Source organism: Burkholderia pulmonis, from assembly GCF_984667975.1.
Genome location: NZ_OZ480188.1, coordinates 732,878 through 748,614, shown reverse-complemented (window position 1 = coordinate 748,614; position 15,737 = coordinate 732,878). Strand labels below are relative to the sequence as shown.

At 65.4% G+C, this 15,737-nt stretch carries 13 protein-coding genes; 10 read left to right on the top strand and 3 right to left on the bottom strand.

Going from position 1 to position 15,737, the window contains the following annotated elements:
- Positions 1 to 378: 378 nt before the first annotated feature.
- Positions 379 to 1,599, bottom strand: coding sequence for a porin (locus tag AC5LXK_RS34865; protein ID WP_493394186.1), 1,221 nt, complete (start codon positions 1,597 to 1,599; stop codon positions 379 to 381).
- Between the two features lie 60 nt (positions 1,600 to 1,659).
- Here AC5LXK_RS34865 and AC5LXK_RS34860 point away from each other — a divergent pair, with 60 nt between their 5' ends.
- Positions 1,660 to 1,962: a hypothetical protein gene (locus tag AC5LXK_RS34860; protein ID WP_493394185.1), complete on the top strand. Its 303-nt coding sequence runs from the start codon at positions 1,660 to 1,662 to the stop codon at positions 1,960 to 1,962.
- Between the two features lie 36 nt (positions 1,963 to 1,998).
- On the opposite strand, the gene AC5LXK_RS34855 is transcribed toward AC5LXK_RS34860, so the two are convergent.
- Complete coding sequence (locus tag AC5LXK_RS34855; protein ID WP_493394184.1) at positions 1,999 to 3,177, bottom strand: hypothetical protein; 1,179 nt, start codon at positions 3,175 to 3,177, stop codon at positions 1,999 to 2,001.
- Positions 3,178 to 3,710: 533 nt separating this feature from the next.
- Between AC5LXK_RS34855 and AC5LXK_RS34850 the strand changes: the two genes are divergently transcribed.
- The 5 genes from AC5LXK_RS34850 to AC5LXK_RS34830 all read left to right on the top strand — a co-directional run bounded on the left by AC5LXK_RS34850 (position 3,711) and on the right by AC5LXK_RS34830 (position 10,010).
- Complete coding sequence (locus tag AC5LXK_RS34850; RefSeq protein ID WP_493394183.1) at positions 3,711 to 4,748, top strand: LacI family DNA-binding transcriptional regulator; 1,038 nt, start codon at positions 3,711 to 3,713, stop codon at positions 4,746 to 4,748.
- Between the two features lie 163 nt (positions 4,749 to 4,911).
- Positions 4,912 to 5,940 (top strand): ABC transporter substrate-binding protein, encoded by a 1,029-nt coding sequence (locus tag AC5LXK_RS34845; protein WP_493394182.1) that lies wholly within the window; start codon positions 4,912 to 4,914, stop codon positions 5,938 to 5,940.
- 7 nt (positions 5,941 to 5,947) lie between these two features.
- The gene (locus AC5LXK_RS34840) at positions 5,948 to 8,122 is read left to right on the top strand and encodes an ABC transporter permease (RefSeq protein ID WP_493394181.1); all 2,175 of its coding nucleotides are present in this window, start codon (positions 5,948 to 5,950) and stop codon (positions 8,120 to 8,122) included.
- Positions 8,119 to 9,189, top strand: a complete 1,071-nt coding sequence (locus tag AC5LXK_RS34835) for an ABC transporter ATP-binding protein (protein WP_493394180.1) — start codon at positions 8,119 to 8,121, stop codon at positions 9,187 to 9,189. Before AC5LXK_RS34840 ends, AC5LXK_RS34835 begins: the two co-directional genes overlap by 4 nt.
- Positions 9,186 to 10,010 (top strand): inositol monophosphatase family protein, encoded by an 825-nt coding sequence (locus tag AC5LXK_RS34830; RefSeq protein ID WP_493394179.1) that lies wholly within the window; start codon positions 9,186 to 9,188, stop codon positions 10,008 to 10,010. The genes AC5LXK_RS34835 and AC5LXK_RS34830 overlap by 4 nt, the downstream gene beginning before the upstream one ends.
- A 396-nt stretch (positions 10,011 to 10,406) precedes the next feature.
- Here AC5LXK_RS34830 and AC5LXK_RS34825 read toward each other — a convergent pair whose 3' ends face one another.
- Entirely contained in the window at positions 10,407 to 11,207 is an 801-nt protein-coding gene (locus tag AC5LXK_RS34825) for a thioesterase II family protein (protein ID WP_493394178.1), read from the bottom strand.
- A gap of 329 nt (positions 11,208 to 11,536) precedes the next feature.
- On the opposite strand from AC5LXK_RS34825, the gene AC5LXK_RS34820 reads away from it, so the two are divergent.
- The 4 genes from AC5LXK_RS34820 (at position 11,537) to AC5LXK_RS34805 (ending at position 15,702) form a co-directional block, all read left to right on the top strand.
- Entirely contained in the window at positions 11,537 to 11,746 is a 210-nt protein-coding gene (locus AC5LXK_RS34820) for an MbtH family protein (protein WP_493394177.1), read from the top strand.
- Positions 11,747 to 11,974: 228 nt separating this feature from the next.
- A complete protein-coding gene (locus AC5LXK_RS34815) occupies positions 11,975 to 13,303 on the top strand; it encodes an MBL fold metallo-hydrolase (RefSeq protein WP_493394176.1) in 1,329 nt (442 codons plus the stop codon).
- A 28-nt stretch (positions 13,304 to 13,331) separates the two neighbouring features.
- Positions 13,332 to 14,222 (top strand): cupin-like domain-containing protein, encoded by an 891-nt coding sequence (locus AC5LXK_RS34810; protein WP_493394175.1) that lies wholly within the window; start codon positions 13,332 to 13,334, stop codon positions 14,220 to 14,222.
- A gap of 70 nt (positions 14,223 to 14,292) precedes the next feature.
- Positions 14,293 to 15,702 (top strand): hypothetical protein, encoded by a 1,410-nt coding sequence (locus tag AC5LXK_RS34805; RefSeq protein ID WP_493394174.1) that lies wholly within the window; start codon positions 14,293 to 14,295, stop codon positions 15,700 to 15,702.
- Positions 15,703 to 15,737: the final 35 nt, after the last annotated feature.

The window sequence follows — 15,737 nt, the reverse complement described above, 5'->3', positions numbered from 1 at the left end:
ATTGTGTCGATTATTGCGTGCCGTTTCCGCATCGACAATGCCGCTGATATTTTCTGTTTCTGATGATGATCCCGGTGATCGCGCTTGAAACCGACGACGGTTACCCGGTTGCGACTGGCTGACTTCGACCCGCTTCCATATCCTTCAGGCGCGTTGCACTCGGGGGACGCTCCAGGTTCTCGAAGTCGCCCGGCTTCAACGTGGTGACGATGGTTCTGGTTTCCGCGGATCGCTCTCGACGGGCAAAGTCCGCGAGCTTGCTACCTTTGACGCACCGCATGGCCATACCCGTTACACCGTTCCGGGATTCAACGGCTCTTCAGTCCCGAAGACGGGCTTCCGTGGCGGCCGAATGCGGTGCGTGCACGCCACTGAACCTCAGAAGCGGTGGATCAGGCCGATGCCGAGGCCGATCTGGTTCTGCTTCGAACCTGCGCCCACGCCGTCGCCGATCGACGTCGTTGCGGCGACGATGCCGCCCGTCGGGGTCAGCGTATTGCCGCTGGCGTGCTGGTAAGCCTCAACTGCGTACAGGCCCGTGCGCTTCGACAGGCTGTAGTACTGCGACACCGTGACCTGGTGGTACTTGGCCGAACTCGAGATGCCGTTCGACTGCGTTGCCGCCGTGAACGAGTAACCCGCAGCAAAGTCCCACTGAGCCGAGGCTTTCCAGTGCAGCACGGCGCCTGCCGTGTTGAAGATCGCCGTGTTCGTGAAGCCCGAACCCGTGCCCGGAATGTACTGAACGTTCGAGTACGACGCCGAAATGTCCCACGATGGCGTGAACTGGTAGCCCGCCGTCACGGCGATACGCTGTTGCGACTGCGCGTACTGGTAACCATTGTTGATCGACGACACCGCCGGCTCGACGCCGTTGGTACCCGCCGCGTTCAGGCCGTTCTGGACCGTCGAGTTCGCGCCCCACACGCCGCCGCCGAGCGTCGAGTTGTTGACCTTCTGGTAGCCGACCGCGATGCCTGCCGGGCCGTTCAGGTACTGGATCGCCGCGCTCCACGTCGAGCCGCGGTTCGTCGCGCCTGCCACGCCGCCGAACGAGTACGAACCGCCGACCGTGAAGCCGTAGAACTTCGGCGACATGTAGACGAGCGAGTTGTTCGCGCGGTAGCTGGTATCCAGCGAATCGATATCGCCCGGGTGCGCGCCGTAATAGCCGGTCAGCCAGGTCGTCGGGCTGTACGGCGACAGCAGCGTGTAGTACGCGGTGTACTGGCGGCCGGCCGTCAGCGTACCGTACGTGGCGTTGGTCATTCCGACCCATGCCTGACGCGTGAAGATGCCGTTGGTCCACTGCGACGAGCCGTTAGCCGTGCTGACGCCGGCTTCCAGCTGGAAAATCGCCTTTGTGCCGCCGCCGAGATCTTCGCTGCCCTTCAGGCCGAAGCGGCTGCCTGCCCACACGCCGGTGGACATCTGCACTTTCGAGTGACCGCCCGAGGTCGCGCCCGTGCCTGACGAGTTGTTCTGCCAGGCGATACCGTTGTCGACGATACCGTACAGGGTCACGCTGCTCTGGGCGTGGGCCGCCGCTGCGGCGGCCAGGCCGGCAGCGGTCATGGCAATTGCGACGCTATTTTTCATCGATTCATAATCCTGTTGGAATGATTCAATATTGATGGGATCCAAATTTCATGTAGCTTGATGATTTTTATCGGACTCCTGAGTTTATGGATTGAAAAACAAAAAAATCATGCTTTCAAAAATCGAATGGCCGGGGGCGGCGGGTTGATCAGGCAGTTGCCACCCGATGCGCCGAATCACAAAAAAGTCGGCATTTCATTGATGAATCGCACCGTGTCCGGACCGGGCGGCTTGCCGGAAGCTCGATCGTGGCTACCTCGTCGCGGCGTGAGCCTTTCCGAAATGCGCATCCAGCGGCGTGTTCCAGCGGGCTTGAACACCGGTTTGCGCGAAAATGCCCGCCACGCGACAGGCGTCGGATGACCAGCCGGCATCGCTCGCCGGCGCCTTCGGGGGCGGTCAGGTTTTCACGACGGTCGCATGGATCAACTGCCTGAGCGCGTGCACGTCGTTCGAGTTTTCGAAGTTGGTGCGAAGCCAGGAGATCTGCGACCCGAGATAGTTGCGGAAACGGTTGAAGTCGCGTCCGTCGAGTTGTTGTTCGGTCATGCCGTAGTCCTGTTTCGCGATGTCCTTGAGCACGGAGATCGCGTCTTTCGCAGCGGGATTCGCGAAGACAAAATCGTAATCGCAGATATGCGATACGAACCACTCCTGCTTGTGCGGCTTCGGCAGCGCTTGCTGGTCCGTCACATAGCCCTTGGCGACGGGATCGACCCGCGCGATCATTGCCGCCGCCGTCAGCCACCCGACAATTTTCTTTTCGCCGTCGAGCACGCCGGGATTCGTGTGCGCGCACGCCTGCGCGAGGATCACGTCGGCAGGCAGGTCATGGACCATGCATTGCGCAAGGCCGAATATATGGTGCGCCCCGGTGTCGCCGATCGTGAGTTCTTTCAGGCACGAACCGTCGTCTCGCCACTGGAATACCCAGGTCTTCTGCAGGTCATGCAAGGTCTGCGAGGCGAACAGCACATCGAGCGACAGCGAGTAGCGAAAGAGTTGCTCGTAAGTGTGCTTGTAGTCGATCGCATGGCGCAGGTTCGTCGCCGTGTGCGCACATAGGCCGCCCGGATAGGAGTGGTGGCTGTTGTAGTCGCTGCCTGGCGCGCTCAACATCGATTGCGCGGGAACGTCGGCCGAACTGCACGGCGGAAACAGCTGTTCGCGGGTGACGTCTGCTGCAAGCAGGTTCTTGTCTTTGAGGTTCCTGAACAACGCGTCCTGTCGGTCCGGTTGTCCAAGATAGTAGGCCATCAGCGTCGGTGCGGGATGGTCGACCATCGATCGCGTCGTGCGTTTCAGCGCGCCATCCTGGATTTGCGACATGCATTCGTTGATATAGGCGAACGACCGCTGCGCAATCGGGGATCGCTGTGCCATTTGCTGCGGAGAAAGGCTCAGGCACTCGTCCAGCGGAATCGACCCTGGACGTGGCTCGTGGGCCGTATTGCCGCGTGGGGTGGTTGCCGCCTCCGATGACAGAGCAGGTATGCCCAGCGTTCCGCACAAGCTTGCGCTCGCGGTGACCTGAAGAAACTGCCGACGAAACGGATTCACGGGTGGGGGTGACGACATGGGCTGCTCCTTTTCCTACGGTAGTCGATACGGTAGTTAAATCAGACACCGGGCGCGATATGCGCCAGGCGAGTCGCCGATCCCGGGCATTCCATGACGGATGCCCGTCGAACGATGCGTGACCGGGCCGGCAAACTGGCGACGCCGACTGGTGTTGCAACGTTCGAATGCCGCTTTCCGGCTGCCATCCGGGTCGCGTCACCGGATGATCGGCACGAATTTGCACTCGTGTGCAATTTATCACTGCAGTCTCGATTGCACAACGTGCGAGCCGCATGGAAATGACGTTCGAAGGGGCGGGACTTACCCTAGCTTGCCGTAGGGCGAAGCACACCGCCGCCGGCGTCCCGACCGCGCGTTGTTGCACGGCAGGAGGGCTGCTGCACCGTCGGATGTCATGTGGGCAAGGGCATGTCCGACGGGCTCGTTCACTTGACGCCCGGCCCGGACGGCGAATTCCGTGGCGTTTTCGTCTGTTTTGATAAGCTAGCAGTCTCCACAACAGATGCAGATGGGCGACGCACGAGATATCCATGACGGACAAAGAGAAAGAAAAGAGCTGGGCGACGGCGAGCGATGTCGCGCGACTGGCCGGCGTCTCGCGCTCGGCGGTATCGCGAGCATTCACGCCGGGTGCGAGCGTGTCCGACAAGACGCGTGAGCGGATCATGCGTGCGGCCGAGCAACTCGGCTATCAGGTCGACTACAACGCGCGCAACATGATTCAGGGCCGCAGCAGCTTTGTCGGCGTGATTACGTCGGGACTGGAGAATCCGTTTCGTGTGAAGCTGCTGTCGCCGCTCGCCCACTATCTGGGCGAGCAGGGCTTCCTGCCGATCCTGATGGATGCCGACGACGCCGACCAGATCGCCCACTCGTTGCAGATCCTGCTGAGCTACCGGATCGCGGGCGTGATCATGACGTCGGGCACGCCGCCGCTCGCGCTTGCCCGCGAGTACGTTGCTCGCCGCGTGCCGGTCGCCATGCTCAACCGTGCGGCCGAGCTAGACGGCGTCGACGTCGTCAACAGCGACAACGAGACCGGCGGCCGGCTGGCCGCGCAGCGTCTCGTGCAGGCTGGCGGAAAGCGGTTTGCGTTCATCGGCCCGCATCTGTCGAACTTCAACGGCAAGGCACGTTGCGAATCGTTCGTGCAGACGTTGCGGACGCTGCCGGGGCGACGGGGCGAAGTCGAGTTGTGCAACACGTCGACCGACAGCTACGAGAGCGGCCAGCAAGCCGCGAAAGTGTTGCTGGACCGTTCGCGCGGCGTGCCGGACGCGATATTTTGCGCCACCGACATGATTGCGCTCGGTTTCATCGATGCCGCACGACAGCGATTCGGCAAGCGCGTGCCGGAGGACCTTCTGGTGATCGGGTTCGACGACATCCCGCACGCGCGCATGGGTAGCTATCGCCTGACGACGATCGCGCAGAACGTGGACGCGCTGGCGCGGGAAACGGTCGATGTACTGGTCGAGCGGATGACCGATTTCACGTTGCCGACCCGCATTCGGGTGGTGGGGGTTTCTCTCGTCGAGCGCGATTCCGTCGGTCCGGTCTCCGGGTAAGTCCCGACGCTGGAACTCCATTTCCAGATTTTCCCAGGTTGAATCGGGATTTCGTTGGTGCTACATTGCACTCGTGTGCAAAATTCGGGGCGACACCCCGGACGAAGTGCCGGCCACTGACGATGCGAGGGCGGCGCGGGCAATCAAAACATGGAGACAACCGATGAAATTCCCGTTGCGAAGCGCCGTCGCCACGATGCTGGCGGCAGCGTGCCTGACGACCACCGCGCATGCGGCCGGCAACCTGAACGTGCTGTGTTCCGCGGATCTCGAGTGGTGCCAGCTGATGAAGACGCGGTTCGAAAAGGAAACCGGCATCGACGTGTCGATGATCCGCAAGAGCGCGGGGGAAAGCTTCGCGCAGATCCAGGCGCAGGCGAAGAATCCGCAGGTCGACGTCTGGTGGGCGGGATCCGGTGATGCGCACCTTCAGGCGGCGTTCGAAAAGCTGACGCAACCTTATCAGTCGCCGCTCGCGGCGCAACTGCAGCCGTGGGCGCAGACGTTCGCGAAAGTGGCCGACGCTCGGTCGGTCGGCATCTATCAGGGCGTGCTCGGCATCGGCTACAACGAGACGGAAATCAAGTCGCGCAAGCTGCCGGCGCCGAAGTGCTGGAAAGATCTGCTGAATCCCGCTTACAAGGGCGAGATCCAGATCGCGAATCCGAATTCGTCGGGTACGTCGTACGTTGCGCTCGCGACGCTGGTCCAGTTGTTCGGCGAGGACGATGCATTCAAGTACCTGCGTGCGCTGAACGCCAACATCAGCCAGTACACCGACACCGGCGTGGCGCCGGGAGAAGCCGCGTCGCGCGGCGAATCGACCGTCGCGATCGAGTTCATGCACGACCTGATCAAGCAGAAAGTCGCGGGGTTTCCGATTGCCGTCGTGCCGGCGTGCGAAGGCACCGGCTTCGAGATCGGCGGCATGAGCATCGTCGCGGGCGCGAAGCATCTGGCCGAAGCGAAGCGCTTCTACGACTTCGCCCTGCGCGCGGATACCGAGACCGCCGCCGTCGATGCGAAGGCGTATCAGATTCCGGCCAACCGCGATGCGAAGGTCCCGCCGCAGGCGCCGAACGTCGCATCGATCAAGCTCGTCAATTACGACTTTGCGAAGTACGGTTCGCCTCAGGTTCGCAAGCACCTGCTGCAGCGCTGGACGACCGAAATCTACAACCATGGCAACTGACGCGAAGATGAACAAGATCTTGTCGAGTTGGTTGGCGGCGGGGGCGTTTGCGCTCGTCGCGCTGCCCTGGTATCAACAGGATTCGGGCGTGTTCGCATTCCGCTGGATCGGCGGCGCGCTGCTCGGCTCGCCAGCCGCCGCCCCCGCGTTCTGGCAGGCGTGGCACGGCGGGATGGCCGCGGTGTGGGTGCTGGTCGCGTGCCTGGCTGCCGCCGGCATCGCGCTGGCGGCGATTCGCCGGCGCCGCGTGCTCGGCGCGGCGTGGATCGGATCGGGCGTTGTCGGCCTGCTGGCGATCGGCTGGCTCGCCTGGGGCGTCGCGTTGCCGACCGGGCTCGGCGCCGGCGCCTGTCTCGCGGCGCTTGCGTTTCTCGTGATCGCGACCAGCGGCGCGGCGCTGGCCGGCGCGTGCCGGGGCGACCTGTTCGTGACGGGCGCGATCGGGATCGTCGTCGCGCTGATTGCAACGTTCGTGTTCTGGCCGGTCGGCAACACCCTGCTCGACGCGTTTCGCAATGCCGACGGTGTGCTCGACTGGACGTCGGTGCTGCCGCGCGTCATGTCTCGCAGCGTCTGGGGCCTGGCCTGCCTGTCGGGCGGGCGCAGCTGCGGAGTGGCATGGAACACGCTGGCGCTCGCGATTGCGAGCGCCACCGGATCGGTCGCGCTGGGCTGCACCCTCGCGTTGCTGGCTGCACGCAGCGCGTCGCGCGGCGTGCGGGCGCTGCGCAGTCTCGCGGTGTTGCCGATCATCACGCCGCCGTTCGTGCTCGGCCTCGCGCTGATCCTGCTGCTCGGCCGCAACGGCGCGCTCACGCTGTTCGTCGCGGATGTGTTCGGCGTCGTGCCCGGCCGCTGGCTTTACGGCCTGCCCGGTGTCTGGTTGTCGCAACTGCTGGCGTTCACGCCGATCGCGTTCATGACGCTCGTCGGCGTCGTCGAAGGGGTGGGCCCGTCGCTCGAGGAAGCGTCGCAAACGCTCGGCGCTTCACGCTGGCAAACGTTCGTCACGGTGTCGCTGCCGCTGATGCGCCCGGGGCTCGCGAACGCGTTCCTGTTGTGCTTCATCGAGAGCATGGCCGATTTCGGCAATCCGATCGTGCTGGGCGGCAATTTCCACGTGTTGTCGACGGAGATCTACTTCTCCGTGGTCGGTGCACAGAACGACCCGGGGCGTGCGGCCGGCCTGGGGCTGGTCCTGCTCGCGTTCGCGCTGGGCGTGTTCCTGCTGCAGAACCGCTGGCTCGGCCGCCGCTCGTACGTGACGGTGTCCGGCAAGGCCGACAGCGGGGCGCACGCGGCGCTCGATCCGCGATTGCGCGCCGGCCTCTGGTGCGTTGCCGTGCCGTGGGTGGCGTTCACGCTGGTGGTCTACGCGATGATGCTGCTTGGCGGCTTCGTGAAGATCTGGGGTGTCGACAACAGCCTGACGCTTGCGCATTACGCGGATGCGTTCGGCATCGGCGTGGATGCCGGCGGCTGGCACTGGCAAGGTCAGGCATGGCCGTCGTTCTTCACGACGCTGACGATCGCGGCGATCGCGACACCGCTGACGTCGATGGTGGGCATGCTCACCGCCTGGCTGCTGATCCGGCAGCGCTTTGCCGGCAAGCGCCTGCTCGAATTCGGCACGCTGCTGAGCTTCGCGGTGCCGGGCACGGTCATCGGGATTGCCTATCTGCTGACGTTCAACGCCGGCGCGATCGAGCTGACGGGAAGCGGCGCGATCCTCGTGCTGTGCTTCGTGTTCCGCAACATGCCGATGGGGCTGCGCAGCGGCATCGCGGCCATGCGCCAGCTCGACGCGAGTCTCGACGAGGCATCGATCATGTTGCGCGCGAGCAGCTTCACGACGATCCGTCGCGTGATCCTGCCGCTCCTGCGCCCGGCCCTCGCGTCGGCGCTCGTCTACGGCTTCGTACGCTCGATCACGTCGGTCAGCGCGGTGATTTTCCTGGTCAGCGCAAATTACGACATGGCAACGTCGTACATCATCGGACTGGTCTCGAACGGCAACTACGGCACCGCGATTGCCTACGCCAGCGTGCTGGTGATCGTGATGCTCGCGATGATCCTCGTCGTGCAGCGTTTCGTCGGTGTGCGCCGGCTGCGTGCCCGCACGCGGATACAGGCTTCCGGCCGGCGCGGCACGATTCTGAACATGAAGGAGACGACGGTATGAACACGACCCAGGCACGCGGTTCGCTCGTATTCGAGCGGGTCAGCAAGCACTACGGCAAGAGCATCGCGGTGGACGACATCAGTTTTCGCATCGAGCCGGGCACGATGGTGACGCTGCTCGGCCCGAGCGGCTGCGGCAAGACCACCACGTTGCGGATGATCGCCGGGCTCGAACGCGTCGATGCGGGGCGGATCCTGATCGGCGGGCGCGACGTGACCGATCTGTCGGCGGCCGAGCGCGACGTCAGCATGGTGTTTCAGTCGTACGCGTTGTTTCCGCACATGAGCGTCGTCGAGAACGTCGCGTACGGATTGGCGGTTGCGCGCCGGCCAAAGCGCGAGGCGCACGAGAAGGCAATGGGTGCGCTGGCGCTGGTCGGGCTCGGCGAGTATGCCGCACGCTCGCCGAGCGAGCTGTCGGGCGGTCAGCAACAACGGGTCGCCGTGGCGCGCGCGCTGGTGCTCGAGCCCGAAATCCTGCTCCTCGACGAGCCGCTGTCGAATCTCGACGCGAAGATGCGCACCCGCGTGCGCGACGAGATTCGGGATCTGCAGGTCAAGCTCGGCCTGACCGCGGTCTACGTGACGCACGATCAGGAAGAGGCGCTGGCGATCTCGGATCGCATCGTCGTGATGAATCGCAAGAAGATCGCCCAGCTCGGCACGCCGCGCGAGATCTTCGACGCACCGGCCGACGAGTTCGTCGCGGATTTCATCGGCAATGCGAATCTCGTCGACGGCGAGATTCGCGCGATCGGCGACCAGGTCGCGCAGTGCGCGATCGGCGGCGCGCGGCTCGATCTGCCGTACACCGGCACGCGGACCGGCGCGGTGCGCATCGCGTTACGCCCCGAGGCAATCCGGCTCGAGCCGGCGCAGGACGGCGCGATCGCCGGTGAAATCAGTCGTGCGACCTATCTCGGTCGTGAAATGCAGTACACGGTTCAGTCGTCACTTGGAGAATTGTTTGTCGTGAGTCATCGGTTAGATCAGTTATTCCAGCGGGGCATGCAGGTCACGCTCCAGTTCAGCGCACACGGCGCGGCCATCGTCGGAGCGCACGCATGAGCGCACCCGAAACGGAGACGATCGTGTTCGAGGCCGATCTGGCGAGTCGTTATGCACTCGTGTGCAATATTGCCCGGGAAGCCGGGGAGCGTGCGTACCGGATGTTCGCGAACCGCGCGGCGCTCGAGGTCGAGCACAAGGGGCTGCAGGACGTAGTCAGCCTGGCCGACCGCGAGGTCGAGAATCTGGTGCGCGAGCGCGTGACGGCGGCGTTTCCGGACGATGCGTTCCTCGGCGAGGAAACCGCGGCGCAGGCCGGCGCGTCGTTGTTGTCGGAGCGGATAGTCTGGATCGTCGACCCGATCGACGGAACCAGTTGCTTTCTGAACGGGATGCATGCGTGGTGCGTTTCGATCGGCGTACTGATCGATGGCAAGCCGGTGATCGGCGCGGTGTTCGATCCGAACAGCGGCGAGTTGTTTCATGCCGCGACCGGGTGCGGCGCATTCGTCAACGACACGCCGATTCGGGCCGCCACGACGCGATCGGTGCGCGACGGCGTGGTGGGCGTCGGCTTCTCGCACCGGGTCGCGCCGTCGGCGTTCATTCCGTTTCTGGAGCGGCTGCTGGTGGACGGCGGCATGTTCATTCGCAACGGCTCGGGCGCGCTGATGATCGCCTACGTCGCGGCGGGCCGGCTGATCGGCTATTACGAGCCGCATATCAACTCGTGGGATTGCGTCGCCGGCATCGTACTGGTGCGCGAAGCAGGCGGCGTCGTCAACGATTTTCTCGCGGGCAACGGCTTGCTGCGAGGCAATCCGATCATCGCCGCGTGTGACGGATTCTATCCGACGCTTGCCGCGCTGATCGCCGGTTGATCCAGCCGGCTGCGTTGCGTGCGTGACCGCCACGCTGCGCGACGCGATGGGGCCCGGTCCTTTCAAGGGGGCGCGCCGACGAGGCGGATTGCGGAATCCGTCGATGCGTTGCCGGGTCAGGTGAAGCGGGGGGCGTCGCGTTGCGCCGTGTCGTGTCGTGGATCGTCGCGAGCCGTTCGACGGTCATGGTGCGTTACGTCACCGGCATGCCGACCACCCGCGGCGTGCCGGCGCCGACCATCATCCGTTTCGCGCAGCGCTTCGGGTTCGCCGGTTCGGCCGCTCCCCGACGACGCCGAGGCTTCGGCCAGCCGGTGCCGACGACATCGGCATGCGCCGTGACGCCGGCAGTCGCGCGCGCCGTCTCCACACGCACCGCGCCGCCCGGCCCGGCCACTACATCAGCGAAGGCATTTCACCCACGGCAGTGCCGCAGTGCCCTGCATCGGCCAGCGCCTGGCCGATCGCATGCTGAACGACGGCCGGGTTCTCCAGCAGATAGAAGTGTCCGCCGTCGAACGCGCGGAAGCTGACCGGGTGCTGCGACGCGCGCAACCAGTCACGCTGCCCGGCGGGGCTCGTCACCGTGTCGTCGCGGCCCGAGAAAACCGTGACCGGGCAGGGCAGCGCGGTCGCGCACGGCAACGGGAAGAACGCCTCGACCACGCGAAAATCCGCCTTGGCCAGCTTCAGCAGCATCGCGCGGAGCGCGTCGTGCTCGACCACTTCGCGCGGCGTGCCGCCGAGCGACACGACATAGTCGACGATCTCCGCGTCATTGCGCAGGTGAACCGGCGCGCCGTCGCGCCGCGCATGGCGATCCGGGTAGAACGGCGCGTCGGTGCCGGAGGCGCCGAGCCAGACGGGCGGATGCCCCAGTTGCGTCATGTCGCGGGCGAAACAGTAGGCGATCAGCGCCCCCATGCTGTGGCCGAACACCGAATAGTCGCGCGGCAGCAGCGGCCGGAGAGCCCGCAGGAAGTCGATCAGTTCGGGCAGCGTATCGATCGCACGCGTGCCCAGGCTCCTGCCGCGGCCGGGCAGTTCGATCAGCCACACCTCGATGTCGTCCGGGAACGATGCCGCCCACCGGTAGTAATTGGCCGCCGCGCCGCACGCGTGATGGAACACCAGCAGCCGGTGCCGTGCCGTCGGGCGCTCGAGCGGAATGGTGAGGGTACTGGGTAGCAAGGCCATGCTTCGGGACTCCGCTTTGAAAAAACCGTACAAGGTTGTAAAACAATTGTGCCGATTATCGATTTAATTGAAAGCGACAGTGTAATTTCTGCCAGTCTACATATTAATGAACAATGGACGATATTAATGGCGGCCAGTGCGTATGATTTATTCGTTTTTCATGCAATAGAAATGTAATTGTTTTTAGATGCTTTATGGTAAAGTCTGCTCGCTTCGATTTCAAAGTGCTTGCATCGTTGCCCGGCATGGCCGGGCGTGCCGTTTTTATAGAAATATCGAATTATGTGATGCGTGTGACACGCGTGATCGATTATTGAAACGAGAGAGACATGGAAGCTGAAACACCGCTAAACGATGCCGTTTTCAAAGTGGTCGTCAATCACGAGGAGCAATACGCGATCTGGCCGGACGACAAGCAGGTGCCGGAAGGCTGGCGCGCGGCGGGCTCGTCGGGAACCCGGGACGCCTGTCTCGAATGGATCAACGCCAACTGGACCGACATGCGGCCATTGAGCGTGCGGGCCGCGCTGTCGGCCTGACTGTCGACGCGCCGCGCCACGCAGCGCGCAATAAAAGATAAAGAAACGATGCGGCATTTCGCGACCCGGTGACGGTGCGCGCGGGAGCGCGTTGCGTTTCGCCGAGAGAATCCGAGGGTAAAACACACCATGTCTGTCGATGATCGCCTGGGGGTCTTCCTCAATACAGGCATTCTGGCTTCGCGCGCGCATGATCTGGGTTTGCTGATCGAGCGGCAGGACGCGCTCATGCAGCAATTCATGGAAGCGAAATTCGAACCGGCCGCTTGCGCCGCGCTGTTGCGCGAAGCCATTGCGCGCTATCCGTTCCTGTCCGAGCTGTTCGATCCGGATTCGGTGGCGGCCGGCGGCTGCATCGCGAGCCGCGCGCTGCTCTACGATCTGCATCAGCGCCGCGAGCGCTGGACGCTCGCACTCGCGCCGCAGCACGGCGAGCCGATCGTGCTCGATACCGCCGCCGCCGACGTGCCGCAGCTCGCGAACGCGCTGCGCGACGCGCTGCAGCGCAACCACTGGCAGCCGCTGTCCGAGCTGTATGCCGACCCCCGCCTGCTCGGCTGCGAACGGCCGAAGGGCGACGCGGCGCTGGCGTGGCCGGCGTTCGACGGCCCCGGCATCCAGCGGCTCGAACACGCGTCGCTGCTGATCGCATCCGAGACCACCCGCCTGCTGACCGACCCGATCAGCCTCGCGATCGGCGGCAACGTCGGGCTGCCCGATCTCGATCGCGCACCGTCCAACCTGGGCCAGCGGATCGACGGCATGCTCGTCACGCACGGGCATCTCGACCACTGGCACATCCCGACCATCCTGCGACACGGCGGCGACGGGTCGGTGCCGGTCATCGTGCCGCACATCCCGGTCGCGTCGCTGCTGGCGCAGGACGACATGCAGCAGTCGCTGCGCGACGTCGGGCAGACGGTGCTCGCGCCCGGCTGGGGCGAAACGGTGCGGATCGGCGACATCGAGATCGACATCCTGCCGTTCTACGGCGAGCAGCCGACCATCGGCGCGGCCGTGCCGCCGCACGACGTGCGCAACTGGGGCAATTGCTACCGGGTCACGACGCCGCAGTTCTCGGTGATCTTGCTCGTCGACAGCGGCGAGGATGCGAAGGGCTCGGTGATGGACGTGATCGACCGGTCCGTCGCCCGGCGCGGCCGGCCCGACCTGATCCTGAGCTGCTGCCGCGAGATGCGCAAGGCGCCGTTCTGGCAGGGCCTGTTCACGTTCTGGATGGTACTGCCGATGACCGAACTGCAGCGGCTGCCGCGCATCGCGGAAGCGGGTGACGGGCCGTCCATCACGCTCGGGCCGTCCGGGATCGGCGAGCTGTGCGCGCGCGCCGGCGCCCACGCGTTCGCACCGTATGCGAACGGGTTCTGCGGCATCGCCACCGAGATCGACGACATCGGCTGGATCAACGGCGAGCCCGCGGAAGCTGACACGCTCGACCAGATCGACACACGCGTCGACGCGCTCGGCGGCGGCACCCGCGTGATCCGCTGGCTGCCCGGCGACGTGCTGCGTCGCGACGGAGACTGGCAGGTGTCCTGATTTTCTTCCTGTCGACAGGAGCCCCACGATGACTGGCAGCAAGATTGTGCCGATGCCGCGGATTCGCTACGACGGCAGCCGGAGCATGCGCGACGTTCTGGCCGGACTGAAGCATCCGGCCGTGCTGGAAGGATTCATCGAAGCATGGCCCGCGCGTACGCGCTGGACGCCGGATTTCTTCGTCGAGCGCTACGGCGAGCACGAGATCACGGTGGAGACGTCGCAGCTGTCGCCGACGCCGACGCAGCCGGATCTCTACCTGGGCGCGCGCCGCTACGAAACCGCGCGCCTCGGCGCGACGATCCGTGCGATGCAGACGCAGGGCAGCGCCCGCACCGCGTACATCACCTACGCGGCGATCTATTCGACGGCGCCGGAGCTGAAGGACGACATCACGCCGCTGCACGAGCAGCACGGCTTTCCCGGCTGGATGCCGCACTGGCTGCGGCGCAGGCTGGTGTTGCGGCCGGGCTTCTGGCTCGGCCCCGAAGGGATCTCGTCGCCGATGCATTTCGACCGGCACGAGAACCTGAACGTGCAGGTGTACGGCCGCAAGCGCTGGGTGCTGTTCGCGCCCGAGCAGTCCGCCAACGTGTATTACCGGCAGCGCCGCGACCTGCCGGTGATCTTCAGCCCGGTGGACATGAGCGATCCGGACCCGGCGCTGTTTCCGCGCGTGCAGTCGGCGCCGCGCCACGACTTCGTGCTGGAGGCGGGCGACGTGCTGTACCTGCCGCCCGGCTGGTGGCACTACGTGGAATCGCTGAGCGATTCGATCAACGTGAACTACTGGTGGTGGTCGCCGCGCGCGGTGCGGACCTTCTGCCGGGTCGAGCTCGCCAGCCTGTGGCAGGCACTCGCACGCCGGTGGCGCCGCGCGGCCGACACGGCCGGCAAGCCGATGTCGATGCCGCGCTGATGCGCCGGCGCCACGCCGTTCGTTCTATCGGGCCGCCGTGCCGGCGGCCGTGTCTCTCCAGGAAGCCATGATGCAGAACGAGTTTGATTTCACCGTCATCGATGCGTTGTATGCGAGCGGTTATCACGGGCCGCGCGCGCTCGACAAACCGGAGTTCTACTGGCGCTCGATGCTGGGCTCGATGGTCGCCTATCGCGACAGCTTCTTTCGCCCGCTCGGCGAGGAGATCGCGCCGGCCGAATCGCGCGACGGCATCGAGATCGAGGCCGCGCGCTGCGAGTACGAAGGCAGCCGGTTTCATCACACGCTGCCGATGAACATCTCGTCGCTGCGGCAGTTCGCGAACCACTGGCACCTGGTGCTGCCGACCATCTCGACGCTGCGCGACGGGTATTGCCGCCTGCGCGGCCACGACCGTGCGGTGTCGATGCTCGACCTGTGGTTCATCAGCAAGCTGTGCCAGCTGCTGCCCGCCTACCTGATCCGCCGGCGCGAGCAGCCGGCCGACCCGGACAGCATTCCCGTCGTGCCGTCGATCATCTACCGGATCTCGCTCGGCATGCACCGGATCGTGCATATCTCGCTGATCAAGCGGATGGCGTCGGGCGGCGATCCGGCCGCGCCGTGCCTCGCCAGCGACGCGTATTACCTGATCGCCGAGGCGGCCGGTCTGCTCGTCGGCCGCAACTCGGTGTGCGCGGGGCCGCAGACGATGGTCGAGCAGGCCTACCGCGCGATGATCGAGCCGGCGCCGCTGGCGGGCGCCGAAGCGAGCGCGGCCGAACCCGGCTTCTACCGCTACGCGGCGGCGTTCCTGAAGCTCGAAGCTGAAAAATACCTGTTCGCGGTGCGCGCGGCGCAGCAGTTGCGCGCGCTGATCGTCGCGCTCGACGCGGCGCCCGGGCATGCGCATACGCAAGCGTTCCGCGACGCGCTGGCGCGTTTCGAGGATTGGTCCACCGAACACACGAGCCCGCTCGCGCACGAGATCGCCCGCGAGGATCTGGCGATGCTGCTGCAGGGCGACGAGCCCGAGATCGCGCGCGCGCGGCAATGGCCGGCGGGGACGGTGCTGCGCCAGATGACGGCCGGGCTGAACCAGCTCGTCGCCGCCGCGGACCGGATGTGCGTGGGCACGCTCGGCGCGCACGGGCCGACGCTGCTGGCCGAGATCGACGCCATGCGCGACGCGCCGCGCGGCGCGGACGAATGGTCGGCCGACGCGTTCGCGGCGCACGGGCTCGACGCGGCGGCCGCGCAGGCGACGGCGTCCGCGCTCAACACGTACCTGCACGACGAGCGCGCCGCGCAGCGGATCTTCACGCGGCTTCAGCAGGAAGTGGACCGCGCGCTCGGCATCGACGACGCCATCGCGCCGTACTCGGCCGACGACATCGCCGCCGTGTTCGGCCCGCGGCTGCGCCACTGCATCGCCGAACACTTCGCGCAACCGGACGTCGCGGACCACGCGGCCGGTTGACGCGCGGCGCGCCGGGATCGACCCGCCGCGCCGTC

Coding starts and splice junctions, on each gene's coding strand:
- AC5LXK_RS34865 (WP_493394186.1), bottom strand. CDS start 1,599: ATGAAAAATAGCGTCGCAATTGCCATGACCGCTGCCGGCCTGGCCGCC.
- AC5LXK_RS34860 (WP_493394185.1), top strand. CDS start 1,660: ATGATTTTTATCGGACTCCTGAGTTTATGGATTGAAAAACAAAAAAAT.
- AC5LXK_RS34855 (WP_493394184.1), bottom strand. CDS start 3,177: ATGTCGTCACCCCCACCCGTGAATCCGTTTCGTCGGCAGTTTCTTCAG.
- AC5LXK_RS34850 (WP_493394183.1), top strand. CDS start 3,711: ATGACGGACAAAGAGAAAGAAAAGAGCTGGGCGACGGCGAGCGATGTC.
- AC5LXK_RS34845 (WP_493394182.1), top strand. CDS start 4,912: ATGAAATTCCCGTTGCGAAGCGCCGTCGCCACGATGCTGGCGGCAGCG.
- AC5LXK_RS34840 (WP_493394181.1), top strand. CDS start 5,948: ATGAACAAGATCTTGTCGAGTTGGTTGGCGGCGGGGGCGTTTGCGCTC.
- AC5LXK_RS34835 (WP_493394180.1), top strand. CDS start 8,119: ATGAACACGACCCAGGCACGCGGTTCGCTCGTATTCGAGCGGGTCAGC.
- AC5LXK_RS34830 (WP_493394179.1), top strand. CDS start 9,186: ATGAGCGCACCCGAAACGGAGACGATCGTGTTCGAGGCCGATCTGGCG.
- AC5LXK_RS34825 (WP_493394178.1), bottom strand. CDS start 11,207: ATGGCCTTGCTACCCAGTACCCTCACCATTCCGCTCGAGCGCCCGACG.
- AC5LXK_RS34820 (WP_493394177.1), top strand. CDS start 11,537: ATGGAAGCTGAAACACCGCTAAACGATGCCGTTTTCAAAGTGGTCGTC.
- AC5LXK_RS34815 (WP_493394176.1), top strand. CDS start 11,975: ATGCAGCAATTCATGGAAGCGAAATTCGAACCGGCCGCTTGCGCCGCG.
- AC5LXK_RS34810 (WP_493394175.1), top strand. CDS start 13,332: ATGACTGGCAGCAAGATTGTGCCGATGCCGCGGATTCGCTACGACGGC.
- AC5LXK_RS34805 (WP_493394174.1), top strand. CDS start 14,293: ATGCAGAACGAGTTTGATTTCACCGTCATCGATGCGTTGTATGCGAGC.